We start from the raw sequence: 24,251 nt of genomic DNA on the forward strand, positions 1-24,251 counted from the left end.
AAGTCTGAATCTTGAACTGCGGTTGCTAACCTCCGATTTGCGACATATTTCGCAACGTTGGCGTGCCGTCGATCTGTTGCCCGTTTAAGGCTTTTACCATGTCATGGGTTTCGGGTTTGGCTCCGAGTGCCTTGTAAAATAAGCCCTGAACCGCCTTGTCATCACCTACGAGTGGACGAACATTGAACTCATCCGACCAGTAGAGACAAGGTTTGATATTTCCGTCTGCCGTCAGCCTGAGTCGATTGCAATTTCCGCAGAAATGACTGCTGACCGGATGGATCAGACCAAAGGTTCCAGCAGCTCCCTTTATGCGGTAACTATCTGCGGGACCATTGCCGTAAACTTCACCACAGCTTTCGTAGTTCCATGATGCTCCGCATGTTTCCAGCACATGTTCGAGTGGTAGATATCCTGATCTCCAGCCATCACCACTGTCACCTATAGGCATGTACTCGATAAAACGAATATGAATGGGTTCATCCAGGGTCATCCTCAGAAAGTCTTCCACTTCATCGTCGTTCACGCCTTTCATCAGCACCACGTTCAGCTTGATCGGATGAAATCCAGCCTTTTGACTGGCTTTAATGCCATCCAGCACACGCTGCACCTTGCCGCCCCGGGTAATGCTTGCGAATCGTTCTGGCTTCAAAGAATCCAGGCTTATGTTCACCCGTGTTAGCCCCGCAGCCTTCAGCAGATCCGCATAGGCTGCCAAATAGATGCCATTGGTTGTCAATGCGATATCTTCAATTCCTGGAATGGCGGACAACATGGCAATCAGTTGATCCAGACCCTTGCGAACAAGAGGCTCCCCTCCAGTTAAACGCAATTTCCTAATGCCTAATGGAGCAAGCGCCTTAACGATGGACGTGATTTCTTCATAGGACAGGATTCGTTCTGTCGGTTCAAACTGCATTCCTTCCTCCGGCATACAATACACACAGCGGAGATTACAGCGATCCGTAACCGAAATTCTTAAGTAATCATGTATTCTTCCAAATGGGTCCATTAATTTCGATTCCATACACGTACCTCCCTTCTCTAGGGTGCTGTCTTCACATCAGCCGAAGGAGGGAACATACTTCCTCTCATCGAGTGTCATCTTGACGCTAAATATAAGGATGTCTCGTTCGCTCAACTGTGCAAAATATCACAAGAAGTGAAACATAGCGCACAAGTGCACATCTATATATGCTCCGTAACCCTTTTCCAAACAGGATTGTGGTCCAAATAAGGCAAAATTATGGCAAAAGGAAATGTGTGAGCAGGCTCACAAAGACCCCTCTTCACATTTTCTATAATCAAATTGCAACACCACACTATCCCTATTTGGAGGAATGACACATGAACACATATGCAGCAACTATTAATGCCACGGAGTATCCACCGCATTTGAAACATAAAGTTATTTTCGAAACGTTTGATCAGCTGCAACCGCAGGAATCCATGCTGCTTATTAATGATCACGATCCAAAACCGCTATGATTCCAGTTCCAATCCACACATCCTGACGGCTTCAACTGGGAGTACATTGAACAGGGGCCTACAACGTTCCAGGTCAAAATCAGCAAATTATAGATTGGAGCTGAAGCGCTATGGCGCACGTTGATATTATTGATGACACTACACTTCGCATCACGCTGCGGCTGGAAGATGCCACAACCATGATTCAAATGGCACAGCGTGAGCAAGTGGAATATGCACAAGAGATCATTACCATTTATGAAAAAATGCCTGTGTTCGAATATACTCATTTCTGTTTTTACGCCTATGATAGTGCGAGACTTTTTGAGCGTGTGCTCGGAATGGATCCCAAAGCATATCTGTCCTTCTCCCTCGATGCGCCGGAGTCATTCTTCTATGCTCTGTATGGTGGTATGGTCGCCCTGTATGAATCATCTCTACAGTTGGTACAGCAGGCGGATGTAGCTGGTGCAGGATTGGATGTGAACGCACATGTCTCCATCTGAAGTCCATATTGTTGAATTGGATGTGCGTTCTCATCTGAGTAAAAAGCTGGAGCCGTTTCAGTTGATCATGGACACGGTCAAAGGCCTTCAACATGAAGATGTATTTGTACTACACGCTCCATTCAAACCAACGCCTCTGCTCGGTATTCTCAAAATGAAAGGGTACTCCAATTCATCAGAACGCAAGAGTTCAGATCACTGGGTCACCACATTTGTGCACAAAAAAAATAAAACCAGTGCAGATACCATATCTGCAGCGGTTTTATCCGGTACGCCCCCAAAGACTGAACTGGATTCGGTTTCAGGTGATACCTCATTTTCCTGCGAGGGCCGTCCAGAAGAAATTATTGTGGAAGCTGAGTTCAATCCATCTTCTCAGGCTCCAACCGTCGTACTTGATAACCGGGGATTAGAACCACCTCAGCCGATGATGCGAACGCTTGCGGCACTGAAGCGTTGCAAGCCCGGGGATGTCGTGTTGATTCATAATGACCGTGTGCCTGTATTCTTGATTGAGGAACTTAACAATCTGGGTTGTCTCTACACAGTTGCAGATCAGGCGGATGGTACAGCCAAAGTGAGAATTGAAAAAGGGTAAGGAGGCGAAAGCCATGTCCAGGTTGCCGTTTCTTTTTATCATCACGGGCATCTTTGGATTTGTAATGTATCACGCATTCTCCCTGCTCTCGCTGACAGGCTGGCTTGGTGATGAACTCAGAGGACCCGAAGGCTGGTTTCATGCCCATCTGTTTGTGCTCGGGTGGGCAACCATGCTGGCTATGGGTGCCGTTTATCAGTTGATACATGTTATTTTGCAATCCAATATCTACAGTCTGTTTCTCGGTTATTGTCATTATTTCTTGTTCAGTATTGGAATCGTGGGTATCTTATACGGCTTCATTCATGCAGATGTCATCTGGATTGCCGTTTCTGCTACACTCGCGCTTTCTGGCATTCTGTTGTTCGGATGGAATATGGCCGTTACCCTCTTCCGGGCCTCACAGTGGAATCCGGTAACGATCAGCGCAGCTTGTTCCTGTCTTTATCTGGTTCTTACCGGGCTGTCCGGTATGCTAATGGGTCTGAATTTTGCCTTTGGTGATTGGAATAGTCTGCATGAACGCTTATTCGGCGCACATATCTGGATGGGAACACTTGGCTGGTTTGGCATGTTAATTACCGGCTTCAGTTACAAAATGCTTCCCATGTTCTACTTATCCCACGATTATTCCATTCGACTGCAAAAAGTGGTCCTGGTTCTGTGGAATGCAGCTGTAGTTACAGGTGTTGTCGCATTTCTGACAGGTATTAAGGGAGGTCTGCTCTGGCTCGCGCTCCTACTTCTAACCGCAGCCCTTCTCTTCTATGTGTATCACTTGGAGCAAATTCAGGAGAAACGGCACAAAAGTAACCCAGGTCCGGGCATCCGCTGGTCTGTGTATGTAAGCCGTGCGTTGGCTGTATATGCTGTTGCCCTACTGATCTATTCCTCGCAAGGGACTGAACTACTGCTCCATCCACGTGTTGTTCTGCTGTCTGGATGGGTATATCTCGGGGGCTGGGTGTCTCTCACCATACTTGGTTATGCCTCCAAAATCGTGCCCTTTCTATGGTGGACCCACAAATATGACAAGCAGGCAGGCAGACCCGGAACACCGCTGATGGCAGGTATGCTAAGTGAACGGTATGTCAATTGGGGTATGCTCGCCATGGTCGCTGGAAGCCTTTTGCTTGTCAGTGGAATTCTGATTAATCTGGCAGAGGTCATGATGGTTGGAGGGACGATTTTGTCTCTTGTCTCCATCGTTTATATAACAAATATTGCTTTGGTATTCAGACGTTAATGTTAATAAAATGGACTGGAGAGTGAACATGATGGAACAAACCACGCATTTGCTGGAATGTCTCAAGGAAGTATATGACCCTGAATTAGGTGTCAATATCGTTGACTTGGGTCTGGTGTATGAAGTAAGGGAAGAGCCTGAACGGGTACATGTACGGATGACGCTGACTACACCAGGTTGCCCGCTGCACGATACAATTGTTGGTGCGGTGAAATGGGTTTTGCAGGAAAATACAAATAAGACTGATATTGATGTTCAAGTCGTGTGGGAGCCACAGTGGTCTCCACAGCTGATGTCGAATGAAGCCAAAGAAATGCTAGGGTACTTCTAGGCACAATGACTATAGACCGGATGCATGAACAAATTACTGCTGGAATACGAAAAAGCGTACTTAAATCTGATGTTCTCAGACACACGTATGCTTTTTGTTTTTCGAAGGATTGACTTACACTTGATCGTCTCCTACGAAATGGCTTGTCGGACACATACAGTGTTTTTTGAATAAAAAATAAATAAGGAAACTCCAGAATAGAGTTTCCCTTATATTAGTGCCGATCAGTGAATCATTCTATCAATTCCTAGATATTAGATCTTAGATGTCCTTTGCATACGATGCTGCTGGTACTTTATTTAACACCACGAACAAACGAACCTCCTGATCTCCTGTATTATGGAATGCGAACTCCACCTCACCGCCACAATGGATCACATCCTCTTGTTTCACCTCTTGTTCTTCACCATCCAAAATAAGTGTGCCTGTGCCTTCGACCACCAGCAAAATAACGTCTGTGCCCGGATGTTTATGAACGGGAAGCTGCTGACCTGGCAGAAAATGAAGTACAAAGGTCACTCCATCACCATGTTGGAATAAAATCCGTTTTGTGAAACGGTCCTCGCTGAATGTTTTGACTTCTTGCAATGACGTGATACTCATGATTAATCTTCCTCCTCGATAATATAATCTGTGAATACATTCATCTTATCGCAAGAAAACCCGCATTTCCTTGATCTGAATCAAGGAATGCAGGCAATGAACAGATCATCGTCGGTCCCTATGACCGTTTGTTTCTAAGATAGTTACACCATCATTTTGCGCAGAGAAGATACATATCTGGAACGAATAACAAAGAAATAAAACGTCTGTGCAAGTACAAAGGCACCAAATACAGTCAACAGCGGCATCGTATAATTGGTAATACCGAATTCAGTAAGAAATGGCTTAACCACGACCAAAGTTTCAATGATAGCTACTCCGATCGGTAAAAAGAACAGAATAGCAATCTGAACGGTGGATGATCGTTTCATCTCCTGGAAACTGAGACCCATTTTCGAAAGAGAATGCACCATCTTTCCATCCGCTTCAAGATCGGTATGCAGTCTGAAATACAGAAAGCTTGCGGAAGAGATCGAGAAGATTAATCCGATAAATATGCCCAAGAAGGTAAATAGTGCTGTCCCCTGTCTGAATCTTTCAAAATCACCGTACCGCGTACTCAGATATCCAGAGTGGTTATCCGTTGAAGCGTTGCTACTCCGAATGGAATCCGCGGAGAATAGAAGCTGATCGCTAACCATGGCTTCCGAGGAGTGGCGGTCAGGTACAGCATGACCCCATGCAGGAATCTGATACAGATATTTAGCAGATATCATATTCTCTTTGATCTGTTGGGCAATCTCTTCATACTTCTCATCCGGTAGGACAACTACACCTGTAGCATAGAGTAGGGTTCCAAACTGTGGATCGGTATCTGTATCCGTAACCCGAGCTTCCAGTGGGCTCGCATTCAGACTCAACGTCAACTTGTCTCCCTTCGCAAAATTACGAAATCTGTTGCGCTCGATCTGACCCTGATCCTTCTCATTGCGGGTATCCACAAATAAGGCAGATCCGGCATCCAATTGGAACATCTTTTTCCCTTGTGTCAGATTGTATTGGTTGTAGTGACTAAGCGGCATAACCGAGACAGCACTCTGATCTGCAGCGGACCAGAAATATTCCAGATATATCTGTTGATAATCCAAGCCTGCAGCTTCAAGCATCGAATCAATAGCGCTCATATCCAATTGCTCTGCTGGTCTGAAAACATTGTATTGAATTGGAAAATCATTGTTTGTAAACTGCTCCCGGTTCTCTTGATCCAGTGACAAAATCACAACTGCACTCATCGAAGCAATCGCAATCACTACCGTCACCATAAAGAGCATCCGAGCATTATCCTTCATTTTGTAACTCATCTCTGAGATCCATAACAGACGAGTACCATGCCATACCGTTTTACGATTACGCTTCAATACCCGTATAATGAGCACGGAAAGTTGTGAGTAGAAAAAATACGTCCCTGTGATGCCTGTCACTGCTGCGAGCAAGATCGTACCGCCACTCAATTTACTGCGGAGTGCTACAAATCCGATTGTAAGTAATGTCAGGCCCAGAAGTGAGAAGAACCACGAAGCTTTGGGTTCTTTTTTAGGTTTGCTGGTCCCCGTCAAAAGTTCTAACGTCCGTTTGTTTCCGATAAATACCAATGTGAAAAGTGAAATGCAGAAAAATAATAACAGAAAGGCCCCGATCGTAATCAGAATCGCTTTCACCGGAAAATAAAAGGACAGATCATCCATCCCGATAAAACGAGTGGTTAACATCAGGAACAGCTTGGACAACAACATGCCTCCGCCGATACCGGCAATAATGGACAGACAGCCGATCAACATATTTTCCAATATGACCAATTTCCGAATCTGTCCAGGCTCCGCACCAAGTATGGTCAGAATGCCAAACTCCTTGTTCCGTGATTTGAGAAAAGCACTGATGGAATACATAACAAAGAAAAATGCAAACACATACACGATAATCGAAGCGATCTGCATCCCCGTAGCGGTAGTGTCACCCATTGGCAACTCTGCCACATATGGATGATAGATAAATACTGCATAAGCGAAAAATATCATGACCATAAACACACTGCTAAGAAAAAAAGCAATATACGCTCGCCCATTGCGGCGAATGTTATTAAACGCGAACTGAGGAAAGCTCATGTGAATTCCCTCCCCAGAAGGATAAAGTATCAATGATCCGCTGGAAGAACGTCTGCCGATTATCTCCGCGGTGTACCTCCGCTGCCAGTTTCCCGTCCTTGATAAATACGATTCGATTGCAATAACTTGCAGCAAGGGGATCGTGTGTCACCAGCATAATGGTCGTTTTCTCCTGCTGATTAATCTGTTCAAGCGACTCCATGACAGCCTGAGATGAAGTGGAATCCAATGCACCAGTGGGTTCATCCGCCAATACAATCGAAGGCATATTGATCATGGATCTCGCAATGGCTGTGCGCTGTCGCTGTCCACCCGAGATTTCGTACACTCGTTTATCCAGAATATGATCAATCCCAAGCTTGGCTGTAATACGATGTAGTCTACTCTCCATCTCCTTCAGTTTGACCTTGTCCAGCGTCAATGGAAGTACAATATTCTCGGCAACCGTCAGCGTGTCCAACAGATTGAAATCCTGAAAGACAAACCCGAGTTCCCGACGCCGGAACATGGCAAGTTCTTTCTTTTTCATATCAAACGGGTTCATGCCATTAATTAGCACCTTGCCTGAGCTGGGTTCATCAATGGTAGAGACCATGTTTAACAATGTGGTTTTGCCACTGCCGGACGGGCCCATAATACCCACAAACTCACCTTGTTTGATTGTCAGATGAATATCACTAAGGGCTTGAGTCTGCACTTTGCCCTGATATACTTTGTTCAGTCCCGATACTTGTAACATTTCCATACATAATTCCCTCCTGATCCATCATTCTTTATACGTTAATTCTATTCTTATCCTAACTGACCTCCCCTAACGGTGCTATCGAATTACCTTAAACTTCCCTTACAGTACGTTTAAGGTTCTGTTCCCCTGCCTCCATAACTTGTTGTATCTATAAAAAAAACACCTCACCCATGGCTGTGGGCAAAGCGCTCTTTATTGCGGATATTTCGAATGAAGCCAGCTAAATCTGACCAACGTTCCCTTATTCAGCTCCGAAAACAACTCTACCCGGTTATCCAGACGTGCACTGATCTCACGAACCAGATATAACCCCATCCCTGTGGATTCGTGGTATTGCCTGCCACGTTCACCTGTAAAATAGGGATTGAACACACGATGAATATCCTCGGACGAGATGCCGATTCCCTCATCCTGAATGTCCAGGATTGTACGCTCTTCCTGTTTATAGCCGGTAATGATCACTTTTTTGCCTGATTTGCTATCGGAATAGTTCACGGCATTGGTCAAAATCTGGGTGAACATGAACCGTAGCCACTTGGAATCACTGTATATCTGAAGGTCGCCCTCCATCCGGATATCCGGCGTAATGCCTCTGCGAATAAACAAACGTCGGTTCTCTGCAATGCTACTCCGAAGCACCTCATGCAGAGACAGCAGCTCTACACGAAAATCCCCTTCGAACTGTTCAAGCCGTGATGAATGCAAGACCATCTCAAGTCCTTTGCGCATTTTATCCAGCTCATCCTGAATACTGCCAGCCGTCTCATCTTCCACATCTTCCAAGGTCAGTTGGATGATGGACAAGGGCGTCTTCATCTGATGAACCCAGCGATTCATGAATACCACCTGCTGATCCTTGCTAGTACGCAATTGACCCATCTCGTTCTGCCGATTACGCTCCAGTTCATGTAACAATTCCTGGATGGCTTCCGCCACGACCGAATTTCCAAGCGTTTGGAAAGGCTCGTTTACCAGTTTACGTGGTTGTTCAAGCAGACGATAATACGCTCGCAGCTGGAGGTAACGTATGATCAGATAGACCAACAGTACAACAGTACTGATCAGCATGCCATAAAGGACAATCTTCATCGGACGGCCCTCACCAGAGAGCCAGTAGACACACGGAACCAGCAGCATCTGTAACACATAAAATCCAACTAACATCTGGTGGTCTTTCAGGAAAAGTCTCATTTCCCTTTTCCCTGTGCAGATGAAAGCAGATCCAACACACGATAACCAGCTCCGCGAACCGTCTCCAAAATCTCTTCTGCACCCAGCTCCTTCAACTTCCGGCGAACACGGGTAATATAGACATTCAACGTATTATCATCGATAAAATGCTGATCTTCCCACATTTGTTCTAACAATTTTTCTCGGCTGACAACTCGGCCTGCCTTTGCCATTAGTGCTTCCACCAGTATCGCTTCCTTCTGTGTCAGCTCTATTGAACGTTGATCATATTCCAGTACAAATCGCTCAGGATAGAGGATCATGGGACCATTCGTAACTGTTACTTCCTGCTGAACAGCAGCGTAAGAACCATAGGCTCTGCGTAGCTGACTGCGGACTTTGGCAAGCACAACTTCATATTGAAAAGGTTTTGTAATATAATCATCCGCTCCATGTTCCAATGCCATAATCTGATCCATGCCACTATCCCGAGCGGATATGAATAGAATGGGACATATGGAATGTGTACGTATCTGCCTGCACCAATAATAACCATCATATTGAGGCAAGTTCACATCCATCAGCACAAGATCCGGTTCCATCTTCACGAATTCATCCAATACATGACGAAAATCATCTGTGACCTGTATCTGGAATCCATTTCGGGTCAGATAAGCCGCCAGCAATCCTGCTAGCTTGGCATCATCTTCAACCAACAATATCGACTGCATCGTTAACCCTCTTTCCGTTTCCTGACGTCAGTGTATCACATCTAGTTACCCATTCTAGTCGGAAACGGCTTGAAAATAAAGCTTTAGACCACGAGACGCCCTCTCTTCTCTGCCAAACCAATGATAGCTTCCACCCCTGAATTAAACTCAAGAAAGTCCTGCTCGACCCCATCGCTGAAAATAACACCATCCTCTGGCATCTGGGATACAATGTGCAGTGGTTGCTTCGAATGGATCTGTCCAAACACCAGATTGGCAGCAGTCGTTCGACTCGGAAAAGGTTCACGTACTGAAAAATATAAGTAAGGCGCATCCCAGTTAAAATGATTCAGCTCCTGCCTGCTTCCATGAATGGATGAGGATGCAACAGCAACCTCATCTTCAGATTTCATGTTCTGCCAAGCAGCAGACCCTACAATTCCGGTGGCTCCGGCCAGCACACTTTTGAACCAGCCTGTCGATCCCATGCCTGTGGATACAATGATGCCACTGGAAGATTGTTGTTCTGCGGATGAACCCAAACGCACTTCATAACGTGCCGATACATGCGTCTTCCGACCAATGAACAGATCATTCACACCATATAAATACTGTCCATCATTCAGTTCCACTTTGGCGAGAGTGACTTCTTTCAATGTTCGTTGCTTTCGAATGACATCAGGAACAATGAAGCTCAGATCTTCCACGGTGAAAGGTAATAACACCCCATCCCAACGCATCGGGTCCGGGTTCACCCCGATGAGCGGCTGCTCGGTTACGTATTTGAGGGTGTTGGCTACAAGCCCATCCTGTCCAACCACAACCACGATATCCTGCTCTCCAAAAATAAAGTTCGGCACATGTTCCCGATCAATGGTCTGTACACGGCCCAATTGCCCCAGTTGCTGCTGCGCCTGCTGCACAGATAACCGATAACGACGGTCTTCCTCTATATAATCACTGAAGTCTGCGCCCAAACGTTCAATATAAAACTGAGCATGCTGCACCGTGTTATATCGAACCACCAACTCTTCCAATCGGGTCCGACGCTTAACGAGAATAAGCTTGTGTTCGCTCATTCGATCGTCCGGCGTAGCCTGATGACGTACTGATTTCCCTGCTTGCTCTGCCTCTCTTCTTCCTAATCTCATCGCCCTCTACCTCCCTGATCTCTGCCCGGCGCGGGAGACATCAATCCCTGCAACAGATCCGGCGATATATTAAGCTGTCCGATCTTGCCTGCATTTTCGGCCAGTTCCTGGAATGCTAGTGCGATCAGCTTATCAGAATTCATGCCCATATTCGCCATTGCTTGCAGTACATTTGGTTGTACATTTTGCAATGAGTTCATCACGGCAGCAATCTCATACGCTTTGGCATCTGCCTCGGCATTGTGATTGGCAATGGTCAATTCAATCAGTTGCTGCTTGCGTTCCTCCATCGCTGTATTGAACTGAAGCTGCTCCTGCTCCATCTCGTTTTGTTTCTGTTTCACCGAGCGTTCTGCCTGCAATTGGGTCTCACGAATTTGCTGTTTCTTTGTCTCCACGGCAATTTCGGTGTTCAGTTCGTTCTCCTTCACTCGTCTCTCCTGTTCAATCGATGCATTTCGACGCACATACAGCGCTTCATCTGCTTGACGTAAAATCTCTTCCCTCGCTTGTGCTTCCAATGCACGCATCGTCTCTTTATTGGGCAGAATGGCCAGGATGGATAGACTCATCAGCTCAACGCCCAGTTTCTCCAACTCTTCACTTTGCACAACTTCGCGTTTCATGCTGCTTGCCAGCCGTTCACTGGATTGAATGGCCTCCTTCAACGGCATTTTCTCCAGATATTTCTTGGTTAGTACTTTCGCTGTGGTGATTACCCGTTGGTCCAGTTTGCCGGGGTCGTCTGAAATATACCGATTCTTGCGCAAATTGTATGTGTAATTCAGGCTCTGTGTTATTTTCAAATAATCTACAATGCGATAACTTAGCTGTCCCTGCACAGTAACGGTCTGATAGTCCGCCGTAATCTCTTCAAACATAAAAGGTACATCCACCGAGGACACGGGTAGCACCACTACCGATGTGGTGGGCTCATAATAATAGAAGGACAATCCAACACCCTGACGTTTTACCTCTCCATTTTTCACTTTCATTACATATTCACTGGGTTGAAACTTTGCAAATCGAAATCCAAACATGGCTCATTCCCCATTTCTTAATATTGTCGTTTTGATATTATCGAAATGATAACAAATGAATTCGATATTGTCAATACGACATTAACAAATGATTCATATGCCTATGTAGAGAAAGGGATGAATTCTGAACCCCATTTTTTCGAAAAAATAAAGAGATCGAATCAGTTGATTCGATCTCCTTCCCTGCATTGTTATTTTCTAATACAGTTGTTCCATCAGCCTGGCGACTGCAACAGCTCCCTGTGCACGGTTCGCTGTTTCTTTCGGAGCAAACGTACCATCAGGCATGCCATTCAGCAGTCCAAGTTGTTGCATCGAGGCTACAGCCTCTTTGGCGTATGGCGCGATCTCATCGTTGTCTACAAACACCATATTTTCTGGTACAGAATGGGTTGCATCCTCACGTTGCACAACTTGAAGAGCTCTATTCAGCATAACGGCCATATCTTCTCGTGAAATCCGTTCGTTGGCCCCGAAGCTTCTATCCGCTCGGCCTTGAATAATGTTCATCTCAATTCCAAGTCTTACTGAATCGGCATACCACTGCCCTTCCTTCACATCCGTTGGTGTTGAAATAGATGGATCCGGCTGGCGTGTATCACCAATACCTTTAATTATCATTTGCAAAAATTGTGCTCTGGTCAGTTCACCTTGTGGGGCGAAACGAGTTGCGCTCATCCCCGCAATAATTCCCTTACCGTAGAGGTTCTGCACTTCTTGGAGAGCCCAGTTGTGATTTTGCAGATCATGTAATGGCACCTCAACTTCTGTAATGACATAACTGCCGGATTCCAGCGGTTTGAACGCCATCGTTTTGGTCTTGTCATCGTACTTGGAGTACGTAACAGGTTTCATTTCCCCAGTTGGAGATATGGAATGCACAACCATCACTACATCATTCTTTTTAGGTTGCTCCACATTGGATAGAGCAATCTCAACCGCTCTGTTTGTCCATTGCAATGGCTTATTGTTCATTAACAAATTCACATCAACAATTGCATGATCACCAATCGCTGCTTTTTGTGATGTGGTCAGTGCATCTGTCGATCCTGTTGCCACTACGATGTCGAACGTTCCCTTAGTCTCCGCAATGGTTAGCGGGAGTGATCTCAGAGGAACACGAACGGTAGTCTGTCCTACAACCACATCCAGGGATTTCACTTCCTCGGAACGAATCCATGCCCCCAGTTGACTTGCAGCCAATTGGAATGTGACTTTCTTGGCTGTGTCAGGCACATCTGCAATCAGCTTCAAGATACGATTTCCTGCATCCATGGATTGCATTGCCTGGGTTAATTGGGATGCATCCGGACGAATAGAATACTTGTCCTCCCCGGATGTCGTTCCTTTTACCGTGATCGAACCCTTCTCTGGTACAGTACCTGATCCAACCGGTGGTGTTACAGCCGGATTCCCCGTTGAAGGAGCTGTTCCCGGGTTTGAAGGCTGTGATGGTACACTTGGTTCTGATGGCTGGCCAGGGCTAGGTGTACCATCTTGACGTACAAGCTTACTCACAGCATCTTGTAACGCACGATCTGCATTGCTTACATCTTGCGTTGAAGATTCAACATCCAGAATGAATGCCTTCGCTTCAGAAAGTGCCTTACTGAATACATTCCAGGTTGATGTCGTGTATTCGGTTTGTTTTAATTTCTCAGCGGTATCTACAGTAGTTTGCAGTGCAGTTTTGTCCGCCGGGAACGTACCGTATGCTTCAAATTCCATGAATCCTACCCATGTGGGACCTGTTTTAATCGTTACGCGAATGTAACGTCCCTCCGTGCCTTCTGGAAGTACATGGCTAGGTGCGGTCGATACAACAACATCACTTGTGGTGTCCACTACTTTCACAAAATTTTGGTTATCATTGGACACTTCGATCGTATATTTGATGCCACCACTCCACATGGACATCTCGATCTTGCGCAGGTTCGCGACTTGCCCCAAATCCACTTGCCACCAGCTATCCTTACTCTGGTCTGTTCCCCATGAAGTGTTCGGATTGTTGTCAATTGCACCTTCAGGAGAGTTGGCTTGATTACCTCCTGTCCCTGCACTACTTGAAGCCTTTGCCGTTTTGCCCGTTGTTAAAGCCTCCAGAGAGATCAGATCAGTAAAGGCTTGTTTCAACGTACTCAGTGCTGAATTCACTTCAGACTGGACAACAGCTTGGTTATCTCGGACCTGAATCGCTACCTTCAAAGATTGTTGCAATACAGACCAGCTCCGGCGTGTATAGGAAGATTCATTCTGCTGCTGCATTTGTTGAATGTACTGGTGCAGTTGTGTTTTGTCCACATTGGATAGGCCTTCAATGGCATCATGCAAACGTTTGACTGCTGTATTCGCATCCGTCTGTGTTGCTCTTGGATCATCCAAGACCTGCTCAGCGCCTTCCAGCGCTTTGGTCAACACCGCCCAAGTGGCCGCAGACCAGTCAGCCTGCTGATACGTACGCGCATCCATTAATTTGGCTCGAAGCTCGTCAAGCTGCGGAGGGATAACCTGCATCTGCTGCATTACACGTTCCAGCGCTGTTGTCGCTGCATCTGTATCCGCTTGAGTCACCCCGCCCGGCGTGTATGCCTGTTGGTATACATCATTCGCTGCCGAGATCGCCGGAGCCAGAGTCACCCAGCTTTCCGGAGTAAAATCAGTCTGTACCAATGATTTGGCTCGTGTAAGTGCCGCATCCAGTTGCTGGCGGTCTGCGGGCAGAAGACTCAATCCACGTTTGTACACATCCAGTGATGGCAAGGCACGTCCTTCGTAGGAGTATCCACCATTCTCAGGAAATTCATCATAGTCGAACATGGCATGATTTTCCCATGCATCTCCCTCGGAATCAATCCAGCCTACATTGGCGGCAATCCATGCGGGCTCCCAATAGAAGAAGCCTGCTCCGCGGTTTTCCGGCACGTCAGCAATCATATCCATAATGCCAGCAATAGCATCATATTGCCCCTGTACCGTTGCAGGGAATGTTGCTCCCCCAACATGAAGCGCTTCATCCGATCCAATGATATTACCGTGTGCATCCCCGTTTTTATATGAAAATGGATACGAAGTCTCGGCAATAATCACGTCTTTTTTGAATTTGTCAGATACTTTATTCATGGTGTTCTGCACATCGGCAAATGTTCCATGCCAGAACGGATAATAGGAAAGTCCGATGATATCGTACTTCAGTTCGCCTTTCTCCAGCTCACTGAAATACCAGTCGAACGTATCCGCCTTGCCGCCTTCTGCGAGATGAATCATGATTTGAACCTTATCAGCGTTATTGGTGATCTCTCCTTCTACTGCACGTACAGCATCAATTCCGCTTTTCAGCAATGCAACATTTTGCTTAAAATCCACGTCGCTGCTCAAGCCGTTCAGAACACCACTGTTGATCTCATTACCGATCTGCACCATATCAGGCATGGCGTCCTCTGCTTTCATGTCTCTCACAACTTCAAATGTATAGTCGTATACGGCCTGTTTCAACTCATCAAATGACAGACCTTCCCATGCCTTTGGACGAAGCTGCTGTCCTGGATGAGCCCATTCGTCAGAATAATGGAAATCAAGCAGCACTTTCATGCCTTTTGCTTTCACCCGTGCGGCTAACTCAATTACATCTTTCTTATCGTTGTAGCCCCCTGATTTCTGTGGATCATTCCATAGACGAAGACGTACATAATTGACACCGCGATCCTTCAGTATATCGAGCAATTCCCTTTCTGTGCCATTACTATCCAGATACTTCCCTCCATTAGCCTCAATGGCAGTTAATGTGGAAATATCCACTCCTCTTACGTAATCCGTCCGGTATCCTCCAACTGATACAGTCGCCTCCGGTTGAAGAGGGGCTCCATATACTGCACCCGTCACGGTAAAGCTGCCCGCATGTGCGTACTCTGAAGGGTCGATACTTTCCCATTCCACTGGAACCGAACCAGATTTGGCGTTCAGATACTTCGCTGTCACTTTTGTTGGCAGAACAGGTGCAACCCCAGCTACTGTATTGACCTGAACAGCATCGTATCCGGTAATGGTTGCTGGATCAATTTTTTCCTCTTTTCCCCAGACTTTAAGCTCGGATATCCCCGGCCACCAAGTTGCTCCCGCATAGTACGGAATCGTAACCTTCACATACTGGACAGATGTACGGGTCTGGAATTCTTCACTGGCGACAGTCTGTTTTATATCGTTAGTCGTTTGGTCCACAACAGTCGACCAGTTGTTACCATCATCAGATACTTCAATCAAATATTTTACAACTTGGTCTTTGTCCTTCCAAGTCAACTCCGCTCCGGAAAGCTCATATGGCGCACCTAGGTCTATGGTCAACCAATGAGGATTGCTTTCAGTAGAAGGTGAGCTCGCACTCCAGTGAGTATTCACATCACCATCCACCGCCTTTTCTTTTTGTCCCTCATACAATAGATCTTGCTCACTTACCGTAACCGCCTTGTTAAGTGCCACGTTCACTTTTGCATCTTCTGCAGCCGCTGGACGAACCATCAGCCCCAGATCACAGAACAGCATCAGTAATACCAGACACCCGCTTATGTACCTTTTGGTCACTCTTGATCTCCCCCTTTTTGTGTTTGATTGTGCATGGATCAATGAATGTTATGAACCCTCCTCATTGTAAGCGCTTAATAGTGATGGGTAACACGGCATAATCCAAAGGAAACAGCAGTTATTTTAACAATATGATCCTGTGACAGTTACAATTGAACAATATCAATCACACTATTTTGCAAAAGAAAGCAAAAAATCTGTCCGTCCACCCTAAGGCAGAACAGAACAGATTTTCAGGTATATGATCATTGTTACACTTATTTAGTAAGTTTCAATTCAAGTTGTACCTGGATATCATTTTCAGTCGAGAGCACCACCGAATGCGGATTTTCCATTCCGAAATCTTCGAACGTTACCATGGATGTTGCCGACAACAATACTACATTATTCTCATAAGCAGCTTTTGCGTCAAAAGTTACTTCTTTTTCAATACCTTTAACCGTAATGGTACCATTCATTTTGATATCAACCGTTTGACCGACAGGCCATTCCGCAGGTACCCCTTCAAATGAAGTCGCTGTAAATGTAGCTTGTGGATATGTAGCAACGTCGAAGAAATCGGCTTGCTTCACGTGACCATCACGCTGTCCATTCCCGGAATCAATTCCATCCATCTTGATCTGTCCTTCTGCCTTCATCTGAGCAGCATCGTCTACATTAATTGTCCAATTGCCTGTTACCTGCTCGTCCACAAAGTTAACGGTCTCCTGTGATGTGGTTACGGAGAAATATACTTTGGAACCTTCGCTGATGCTCCAGTCTCCGTTCAGTTGCTCTGCTCCTGCAGTTTCATTGGCTACAGGCGTTCCTGTGCTATCTACAGCTGTTGTGGATGTCGCTGTGCTCGCAGGAAGCACCTGCTCAATCTCCACGTTGTTCCCCAAGTAGCTATTTGCGATATAGTAACCACCGCCACCAATTACGGCAACCGCCGCTACACCTGTAATAAGCCATGCTTTTGCTTTCTTGTTCATCTCTATGTTTCCTCCAGTACATGATTGTTTAGGTTGCTTCTTGGAGTGAATCATATCAATTGAATGTGTCAGGAAGAAGTCAAGATAAGACAAGTCCCATATTTTTTTGAAATCCGTAATACAGGATTGGCTTTACGCTCTAGCTCATGTAAAATCAGTACAAGTTTACAAAGCGAAAGGAGAACGCTTTTCTTGAAATCCATACTTATCGTCGAGGATGAGCAAGCTATTGCACGAGTATTGGCTGCTTATCTGAGAAAAGCAGAATTTGAAGTTCATCATGCAGCAGATGGACCGACTGCACTTACCCTTTTTGATACCGTAACGCCTTCCCTTGTATTACTTGATGTGATGCTGCCAGGAATGGACGGATGGGATCTGCTGCGGATTATTCGTGAAAAAAGTGCTTGTCCCGTGATCATGCTAACCGCACTGGATGACATTTCAGACCGTCTCAACGGACTGAATGCTGGTGCTGACGATTATATGAGCAAACCTTTTGTACCGGAAGAAGTGGTCGCCAGAGTTAATGCGGTGTTGCGTCGTAATCCACATTGGACCTCAGGTGGCAAAGAGAAGCGTTCCTTTGGAAATCTCGTCGTTGATCTTGCTGCCAAGCAGGTGTTGCTGAACGGAGCAGAGGTTGCACTCACACCTCGTGACCTGTCGTTACTGTTCTTCCTGTCCGATTATCCGAATCGGACATTTACCAGAGATCATCTTATTGAACAGGTATGGGGGATGGACTATGATGGCAGTGACCGTGCTGTAGATCTATCGATTAAACGACTACGTCAAGCCCTCTCCCACTGGTCGCCAGATACGGGAGAAATTCGGACGTTGCGAGGAATGGGGTATCAATTTTGGATCGCCAACTGAAACAGAAGAAACCCAAACGAACGATATCCATTCTGTCACACTGGACACTGCGATATTTTCTCATTTTGTGCATTGGTTTCACGATTATTGCGGCAGGGGCACTCTACTGGATTCGAACAACTTCCATTGAGAAAAGCCTCAAAACCGCAGAACTGCTTGGTCTCGAGATTGCCGATCATGTGACCAGTGAAAATAATATGCTTCGGGTTCCACCCGATCTGGACAGACTGGTAACCAAGCGAGAGAAACTATTTAATACAGATCATTATTTTTGTGTCATGATCTTGGACAAAAACAATCAATTGATCTTTTCCCAGCCTAAAATGGAGCAAAAAGATGTGCATTATCGACTGTCAGACGACTATCTTGAACCTCGAAACAACAAATATGCAGGTGTAACGGTCAACATATCCGAGGGCGATCAAACCTTGGGTAAAGTGTGGGTCATGCAGTCCAAACAATCCATTACATTTGGTCCAGAGACGATAGGGCTCGTGGCTCTAATCCTCGGAGGACTAATCCTCTGTGGATGGTTTACAATCTATCTCCTGTCCAAAAAGTTATCCAGACCGATTCGTCAGGTCGCCTATGCCGCTGAACAGATTCGAGGTGGCAATTATGATGTGAGTCTTGACTTGGATACACGAGAACGTGAGATCAATGAACTTGTAAATTCATTTCGCGATATGGCTACTCGTCTCCAACAACTCGAAGAATGGCGTACACTTTCGCTGGCAGGGGTAAGTCATGAACTCAAGACACCGGTAACTTCCATCAAGGGGCTCGTTATGGCAGTACGTGACGATGTCGTGAGTCCACAGGAAGGTAAAGAATTTTTGGATATCGCTTTGAAAGAATCTGAACGCATGGAGCGAATGGTCGCAGATTTGCTTGACTATAACGCCATGGCTGCAGGAAGTGTTGCCGTTCGCAAGGAACGGACGGATCTGAAATTGTTGGTCGGTGAGATCATCTATCAGTGGAAGATTGCGTATGAGGACAAAATGCCAGAGGTTCAGCTGCACGCCCCTCCGATTAACTTCTTTACCATGGGGGATGCTCTCCGCATTCAGCAGATCATTGTCAATTTGCTCAATAACGCACTTCATGCCACAGCTCCTGAACAAAAGGCTGTCTTCGATATTTATCTAAGTACAGAAGAACAGATGCTGTACGTTGATGTTAAGGACCACGGCACAGGCATCGCAGCCGAAGAACAACCCAAAATCTTCGAACGGTTCTATCGTGGAGAAATCAAGAAACGTCGTAACCGCGGTCTGGGTCTAGGATTAACATATAGCCGGCTACTCGCTCAGGAACAGGGCGGTGAACTGACACTTGTCTCCAGCAGCCCGGAAGGCAGCATGTTCAGATTAAGCCTGCCACGCTGGACTGCAACACAAGAAGCTATGAATACAGAAAAAGCATACGGTGCAGCCGTTAAAGTGTAACGTCGCAGCATGCTAACATGACAAATAGCCCAGGATTCCATTCAGGAGCTTGGGCTATTTCAACACTCAACACTCTAATACACGTGGCCTATATTCATCGTAAGCATCCGAAATCAGTTGCTTACGAAGTGTACTGCTGGCAATGATCGCTTTCCGTTTTGCTTTCAGAACGATCTGCTCTATATCCGCATAACTGCACCCTGCCAAGCGTTCACATATGTAATCTTCCAGCCGGGTCTCCTGTTCAAATGCCCCCACCAACTTGCTGATATACAATCTACGACTTGAATCATCAGGCATACCGTAGGTCATCTTCGTATCAAACCGCCGCCAGATGGCGTGATCCAGTTGGGTTTCCAGGTTCGTTGCAGCCACCAGAATGCTGTCCCCATCGAATTCGTCCAGACATTGCAATAACGTATTGACGACACGAGCCATCTCTTTCACTTCATCATTGCTCTCACGTGTCCGGCCTATGGCATCAAATTCATCCAGAAATAACACACAGGGATTCATTCGTGCATATTCGAATAACTTGCGTACATTACTGCCCGTCTCCCCAAGATGGCTATGAATGATCGCATCTAATCTCACAAGAACCAATGGCAGATCAAGGCGCTCCGCCAGATGTGATGCCGTTAATGTTTTTCCCGTACCGGGTGGCCCGAACATGACCATTTTGTTGGGGATTGATACATCATGCTCTCTGAACTTCTCTTTCATGCCCAGAATGGTGACAAATTCATTAATGATGCGTTCATTTTCAGCGGAAAATACAATATGCTGGGCTTTAAGTCTACACTCTTTCGGCGTGTAAAAAGCAGCCATATCGATCCCTTTCGCGCGGGGAATCCGGTTCATATGGTTTATTTTGCTCATCTATACACATGCTCCTTCATTTATAGTTTCAGTCCGTGATTCAAGTTATATAAGTTGAACTAATAAATATTTACACTGACCACTTCGATGACAGAACAACCTTCCGATCGCTGTTATCCCCAGATTTTTTGATTATTTCCCTAGAGGGGAAATCCGGGGATAAAGGCGAAGTATATGCTTCCGATGTAGCTTTTTTCAAAAAGCTTTTAGCTCCGCTTCTTCAGGTTCTTTCTGTCCTCTCCGTTTTCATGTAAATGCTTAGTTCAAGTTATATAGAATCATTCAGACTATTAATCGTAATAATTACTATTAAATAATAACATACTACTGCCTTTTTGCATATATAACCACAACACGTCCACTATTTTGCCACAGATGGGGGCATTTGGTTGCAAGCTTCAATAAAATTTGCTATTCTAAGTGTGCATCGTTGTGTATAACGCAAAAAAGCCCTCCTAATTTCGTGAGAGCAAAAATTTTCCAGATTCGCAAGCGGCAACTTGTTATATCCGGATCTTTTATACCAACGACTGTAATCCAATTAAAGTGAGGTTAACAATCATGGCAAAAGACGTATTGTGTGAAGTTAATTCCTGTCGTCACTGGGCTCAAGAGAACAAATGTAACGCTTCTTCGATCTACATCGTGAGTCACAGTTCCAAAGAAGCAAGTCAGTCTGCTGAAACAGACTGTAAGACTTTTGAAGTAAAATAAGTAATCTCATGTGATTCACTTAAAGGAGCCCTTACCGGTTCCTTTTTTCTTTGTCTATTGTAACAAGAATGATAATTATTATCAAGCCCTAATCTGTAAAAATCCTTCTCACCTCTTAAATGCACATTGGACAGATGACCTACGTACACTACGTAAGAAGTCAGTATGCCCATGAACGATTAGAACCAAGAGGTGAATAACAATGCCTGTTAAAAGTGGCACACAGTATCGCGAACGAATTGATGCCCAGTCCGTCCCTTGCTGGTACAAAGGTAACCTTATTACTGGAAAACGCTCTGAACATGTAGCATTTGCTGGTTTAATGGAGACTCAGATGTACATGTATGATCTGCAATCTGATCCTAAATTTGAAGAAACGATGACGTATGCCTCCCCGGCAGACGGCAAACCTGTGGGCATATCCTTCCTGCCTCCAACCAGTGCAGACGACCTCCGTAAACGCCGGGAAGGGATGAATATCTGGGCAAATGTGCATCATGGCTTTCTTGGTCGCTCACCCGATTACATGAATACAGCCATCATGTCCTTTTACACAGGTGCCGATCTTCTGAACGAATTGTCTCCCCAATATGCAGAAAATCTCAAGAATTATTATGCCTACTGCCGTGATCATGATATTACGCTATCTCACGCCTTCATTCAGCCTTATGCCAGCAAAATGTCAGGGCAATTGGATGCTACTGAAGATGCTATTGCCGCAAAGGTCGTAGATCGTACCGAGGAAGGTCTCATTATTAGCGGAGCATTCATGATGGCTACACAAGCTGCCACTTCGGATGAGATTTTTGTCTATCCGTCCCCTTCTCCTGCCCCATTTGATGACGAAAATCCATTTGCATTCTCCTTTGCTGTCCCCAATGATCTTCCGGGTATCAGTTTGGTATGCAGGGATACCTACGCAGCTGAATCTCACACCAACTATCCCCTGAGCTCCAGATATGAAGAAATGGACAATATCGTCATCTTTGACCGGGTGCTCGTTCCGCATGAACGAATATTTTTTGCAGGAAGTGAGGAAATGTCCTCGCGTCTCTTCAGTGGCAGTAACTTTCATATTCACGCAGGTCATCAGGTATTGTGCCGTTATATTGCCAAGACGGAATTTGTTCTCGGTACAATTCAGCTTCTCACGGATACTCTCGATCTGAATACAGAAGCACATGTTATTGAGAAAACTGCACGTCTGTTCGCAGGTCTTGAATCGTTAAAAGCATTGGCTTTGGCCGCAGAGGCAGGTGCCATACCAGACGGAAGAGGATTTGTATTACCTGCACCCAAACCATTGATGGCAGCCAATCTGCTTTTTCCGAAACTTTATCCTGAGATGATTGAAATTCTGCAACTTTTGGGATCGAGCGGGGTAATTATGATCCCTCAGGAAGAAGAGTTTCAATCCGATATCGCTCCTTCACTGAATATATATCTGAAAGGGAACGATATGGCTTCTTATGAACGCAATGCTCTGTTCCGCCTGATCTGGGAGCTTGGGGCTGGATCATTCGGGGGCAGACAGACCCAATTCGAACGATTCTTTTTTGGCAATGTCCTTACAGTATCCAATCGATTATACTCCGTATATAACAAAGATCAGACGAATCGTCAGCTCGTTCGTGATTTTCTATTCAACACCAGCAAATAAGAGAACTAATGAACATTTTTTTATACCAGATGGTCATAGACCGTCATCAGTTCAGAGGCTGGTCTGCTTGCATCCATATCCCGCAATGCAGGCTGGTCTCCGTAACCGATATGGAATACCCCCAGAACCTTCTCTTCACTTGTCAAACCCATCAAATTCATAAACACAGGATGTTGTTGATAATCATTAATCTTCCAGACCGCATTCAAACCCTGTTCCGCAGCCAGAATACTAAAGCGTTTGCTCCAGGCTTTGGCCGGCAGAAGATGATCCTCACGGGCATTTTTAGGCGCCACGACAACCAGATGGGTAGGGATTGCTTCCGTGTATTGATATGTAGCCCAGTCGCCGTAGCGATCAGCCAGATGCGGTGGATAGCTCTGTCTGACCGCTTCCAGATAAAGCTGTCGTCCTTCGCCTGCAAACAACATAAACCTCCAAGGTTCTGAACTCATTACATATAATGAAGGATCTGCTTCATCAAGCAACTTTCGTATAACCGACTGGGGTACTGGCAACGGACTGAATTCGCATGTTCCTGCACGTCTCTTGCCGCTGCTTATATCTTGACTTAGACCGGTAGACATGGTAACTTTCCCTCCTCTATCTACATGATATATCGTTATCCTTCAATCGCCTTCACATCAACCATGTTTTCTTCGGTTCAACGGCTTCCGTTTTCCAGCGATCTACCTCTTCGTGGATGCGCGCTTTATCACGCGTCGTAAACTGTTCTGACTCCACCACTTCTGCTTGCGGCATGCTGTCACGTATCAAGCGAATGTAGTCCATGGAACGTATCAGAGACTGGCGTCCAGGGATGTACCTAATTTTGCGTCCTTCCAACAAACAGTATATCTCGATCATACCCGGTAATTTTCCGAAGGCTTCCCAGCAGAATGCACTGACCATATGTTGAAACGCCTCAACTACGTTTGGATCATGGACAACCATATATTTTTGAATAAGCAGCGAATCCCAGCCTTCTGGTTGCCAGGCCGCCTGAAATATCATCGACAAATGCATGGATAATGAAGGTAACTCCGTTCTCCACTGTTCAAAAAGAATGGCTGGATGCTTCAGATCATCATTCATTGCAATAGCGAGTGACAATTCATCCGTAATCTTGTTCTTCACATCCCAGTAATGGAGAACAGATTCGAAACCATCCGTCTTTCTGGGCCACCACTTCTCAAGTAAATACTGCACGGGTACTTCTTTGCGAACATCGGGGTCGAGACTGTAGAAGGCATTGACCGCATGGCTCACCGCATATTGTACACGGTGCCTCCATTGCAGTGGAAGACGCTGCTCAGACACTGGTTCAGGGCGGATGAATCGGTGTGGGCTGCGCAGCATTTCTTCCAATCTGTAATCTTCAAGCAGACGTTCAGGAAGGTCATTCCTTCCGACTGGCATCGCTGCCTGAACATTATGTCTTAACATGATC

General features: G+C 45.7%; 22 protein-coding genes. 9 read left to right on the top strand and 13 right to left on the bottom strand.

The window, feature by feature from the left end; translation table 11 throughout:
* Positions 1 to 25 precede the first annotated feature (25 nt).
* The gene (gene moaA / locus ACETMN_RS19780; RefSeq protein WP_411734984.1) at positions 26 to 1,027 is read right to left on the bottom strand and encodes a GTP 3',8-cyclase MoaA; all 1,002 of its coding nucleotides are present in this window, start codon (positions 1,025 to 1,027) and stop codon (positions 26 to 28) included.
* Between the two features lie 320 nt (positions 1,028 to 1,347).
* On the opposite strand from moaA, the gene ACETMN_RS19785 reads away from it, so the two are divergent.
* The 5 genes from ACETMN_RS19785 (at position 1,348) to ACETMN_RS19805 (ending at position 4,148) form a co-directional block, all read left to right on the top strand.
* Positions 1,348 to 1,488 carry a DUF2249 domain-containing protein gene (locus ACETMN_RS19785; RefSeq protein ID WP_411734985.1) on the top strand — a complete coding sequence of 47 codons (141 nt, stop codon included), beginning with the start codon at positions 1,348 to 1,350 and terminating at the stop codon, positions 1,486 to 1,488.
* 110 nt (positions 1,489 to 1,598) lie between these two features.
* A complete protein-coding gene (locus ACETMN_RS19790; RefSeq protein WP_091017890.1) occupies positions 1,599 to 1,973 on the top strand; it encodes a hypothetical protein in 375 nt (124 codons plus the stop codon).
* Complete coding sequence (locus ACETMN_RS19795) at positions 1,960 to 2,571, top strand: DUF2249 domain-containing protein (RefSeq protein ID WP_091017892.1); 612 nt, start codon at positions 1,960 to 1,962, stop codon at positions 2,569 to 2,571. The genes ACETMN_RS19790 and ACETMN_RS19795 overlap by 14 nt, the downstream gene beginning before the upstream one ends.
* A gap of 13 nt (positions 2,572 to 2,584) precedes the next feature.
* Complete coding sequence (locus ACETMN_RS19800; protein ID WP_411734986.1) at positions 2,585 to 3,817, top strand: hypothetical protein; 1,233 nt, start codon at positions 2,585 to 2,587, stop codon at positions 3,815 to 3,817.
* A 31-nt stretch (positions 3,818 to 3,848) separates the two neighbouring features.
* The gene (locus ACETMN_RS19805) at positions 3,849 to 4,148 is read left to right on the top strand and encodes a metal-sulfur cluster assembly factor (protein ID WP_036613395.1); all 300 of its coding nucleotides are present in this window, start codon (positions 3,849 to 3,851) and stop codon (positions 4,146 to 4,148) included.
* Between the two features lie 261 nt (positions 4,149 to 4,409).
* Here ACETMN_RS19805 and ACETMN_RS19810 read toward each other — a convergent pair whose 3' ends face one another.
* The 9 genes from ACETMN_RS19810 to ACETMN_RS19850 all read right to left on the bottom strand — a co-directional run bounded on the left by ACETMN_RS19810 (position 4,410) and on the right by ACETMN_RS19850 (position 17,218).
* Positions 4,410 to 4,751, bottom strand: coding sequence for a cupin domain-containing protein (locus ACETMN_RS19810; RefSeq protein WP_091017896.1), 342 nt, complete (start codon positions 4,749 to 4,751; stop codon positions 4,410 to 4,412).
* Between the two features lie 143 nt (positions 4,752 to 4,894).
* Positions 4,895 to 6,853, bottom strand: coding sequence for an ABC transporter permease (locus tag ACETMN_RS19815; RefSeq protein WP_091017897.1), 1,959 nt, complete (start codon positions 6,851 to 6,853; stop codon positions 4,895 to 4,897).
* Positions 6,828 to 7,598: an ABC transporter ATP-binding protein gene (locus ACETMN_RS19820; protein WP_017687815.1), complete on the bottom strand. Its 771-nt coding sequence runs from the start codon at positions 7,596 to 7,598 to the stop codon at positions 6,828 to 6,830. Before ACETMN_RS19820 ends, ACETMN_RS19815 begins: the two co-directional genes overlap by 26 nt.
* Positions 7,599 to 7,790: 192 nt before the next feature.
* The gene (locus ACETMN_RS19825) at positions 7,791 to 8,762 is read right to left on the bottom strand and encodes a sensor histidine kinase (RefSeq protein ID WP_341073392.1); all 972 of its coding nucleotides are present in this window, start codon (positions 8,760 to 8,762) and stop codon (positions 7,791 to 7,793) included.
* Between the two features lie 23 nt (positions 8,763 to 8,785).
* Positions 8,786 to 9,499 (bottom strand): response regulator transcription factor, encoded by a 714-nt coding sequence (locus ACETMN_RS19830; protein ID WP_411734987.1) that lies wholly within the window; start codon positions 9,497 to 9,499, stop codon positions 8,786 to 8,788.
* Between the two features lie 83 nt (positions 9,500 to 9,582).
* A complete protein-coding gene (locus ACETMN_RS19835; protein WP_411736428.1) occupies positions 9,583 to 10,557 on the bottom strand; it encodes a sugar kinase in 975 nt (324 codons plus the stop codon).
* A gap of 68 nt (positions 10,558 to 10,625) precedes the next feature.
* On the bottom strand, positions 10,626 to 11,669 hold the full coding sequence (locus ACETMN_RS19840; protein ID WP_091017902.1) for an SPFH domain-containing protein: 1,044 nt from the start codon (positions 11,667 to 11,669) through the stop codon (positions 10,626 to 10,628).
* 198 nt (positions 11,670 to 11,867) lie between these two features.
* Entirely contained in the window at positions 11,868 to 16,244 is a 4,377-nt protein-coding gene (locus ACETMN_RS19845; RefSeq protein WP_411734988.1) for a glycosyl hydrolase 53 family protein, read from the bottom strand.
* 257 nt (positions 16,245 to 16,501) lie between these two features.
* Positions 16,502 to 17,218 (bottom strand): YceI family protein, encoded by a 717-nt coding sequence (locus ACETMN_RS19850; protein WP_091017905.1) that lies wholly within the window; start codon positions 17,216 to 17,218, stop codon positions 16,502 to 16,504.
* A 192-nt stretch (positions 17,219 to 17,410) separates the two neighbouring features.
* Between ACETMN_RS19850 and ACETMN_RS19855 the strand changes: the two genes are divergently transcribed.
* Entirely contained in the window at positions 17,411 to 18,097 is a 687-nt protein-coding gene (locus ACETMN_RS19855) for a response regulator transcription factor (RefSeq protein ID WP_091017907.1), read from the top strand.
* Entirely contained in the window at positions 18,082 to 19,548 is a 1,467-nt protein-coding gene (locus ACETMN_RS19860) for a sensor histidine kinase (RefSeq protein ID WP_091017909.1), read from the top strand. Before ACETMN_RS19855 ends, ACETMN_RS19860 begins: the two co-directional genes overlap by 16 nt.
* Positions 19,549 to 19,614: 66 nt before the next feature.
* Here the strand turns inward: ACETMN_RS19860 and ACETMN_RS19865 are convergent, their stop codons facing one another.
* Complete coding sequence (locus ACETMN_RS19865; RefSeq protein WP_091017910.1) at positions 19,615 to 20,427, bottom strand: AAA family ATPase; 813 nt, start codon at positions 20,425 to 20,427, stop codon at positions 19,615 to 19,617.
* A gap of 561 nt (positions 20,428 to 20,988) precedes the next feature.
* Here ACETMN_RS19865 and ACETMN_RS19870 point away from each other — a divergent pair.
* Positions 20,989 to 21,141 carry a DUF1540 domain-containing protein gene (locus tag ACETMN_RS19870; RefSeq protein ID WP_074095586.1) on the top strand — a complete coding sequence of 51 codons (153 nt, stop codon included), beginning with the start codon at positions 20,989 to 20,991 and terminating at the stop codon, positions 21,139 to 21,141.
* A gap of 202 nt (positions 21,142 to 21,343) precedes the next feature.
* Positions 21,344 to 22,801 (top strand): 4-hydroxyphenylacetate 3-hydroxylase family protein, encoded by a 1,458-nt coding sequence (locus tag ACETMN_RS19875; RefSeq protein ID WP_091017912.1) that lies wholly within the window; start codon positions 21,344 to 21,346, stop codon positions 22,799 to 22,801.
* Between the two features lie 20 nt (positions 22,802 to 22,821).
* Here ACETMN_RS19875 and ACETMN_RS19880 read toward each other — a convergent pair whose 3' ends face one another.
* Both ACETMN_RS19880 and ACETMN_RS19885 read right to left on the bottom strand, forming a co-directional pair.
* Positions 22,822 to 23,388, bottom strand: a complete 567-nt coding sequence (locus ACETMN_RS19880) for a nitroreductase family protein (RefSeq protein ID WP_091017915.1) — start codon at positions 23,386 to 23,388, stop codon at positions 22,822 to 22,824.
* A 52-nt stretch (positions 23,389 to 23,440) separates the two neighbouring features.
* Complete coding sequence (locus ACETMN_RS19885; protein ID WP_091017917.1) at positions 23,441 to 24,247, bottom strand: hypothetical protein; 807 nt, start codon at positions 24,245 to 24,247, stop codon at positions 23,441 to 23,443.
* Positions 24,248 to 24,251: the final 4 nt, after the last annotated feature.

The sequence above is a fragment of the Paenibacillus sp. M2 genome (assembly GCF_046713495.1).
Lineage (GTDB): Bacteria > Bacillota > Bacilli > Paenibacillales > Paenibacillaceae > Paenibacillus > Paenibacillus amylolyticus_B.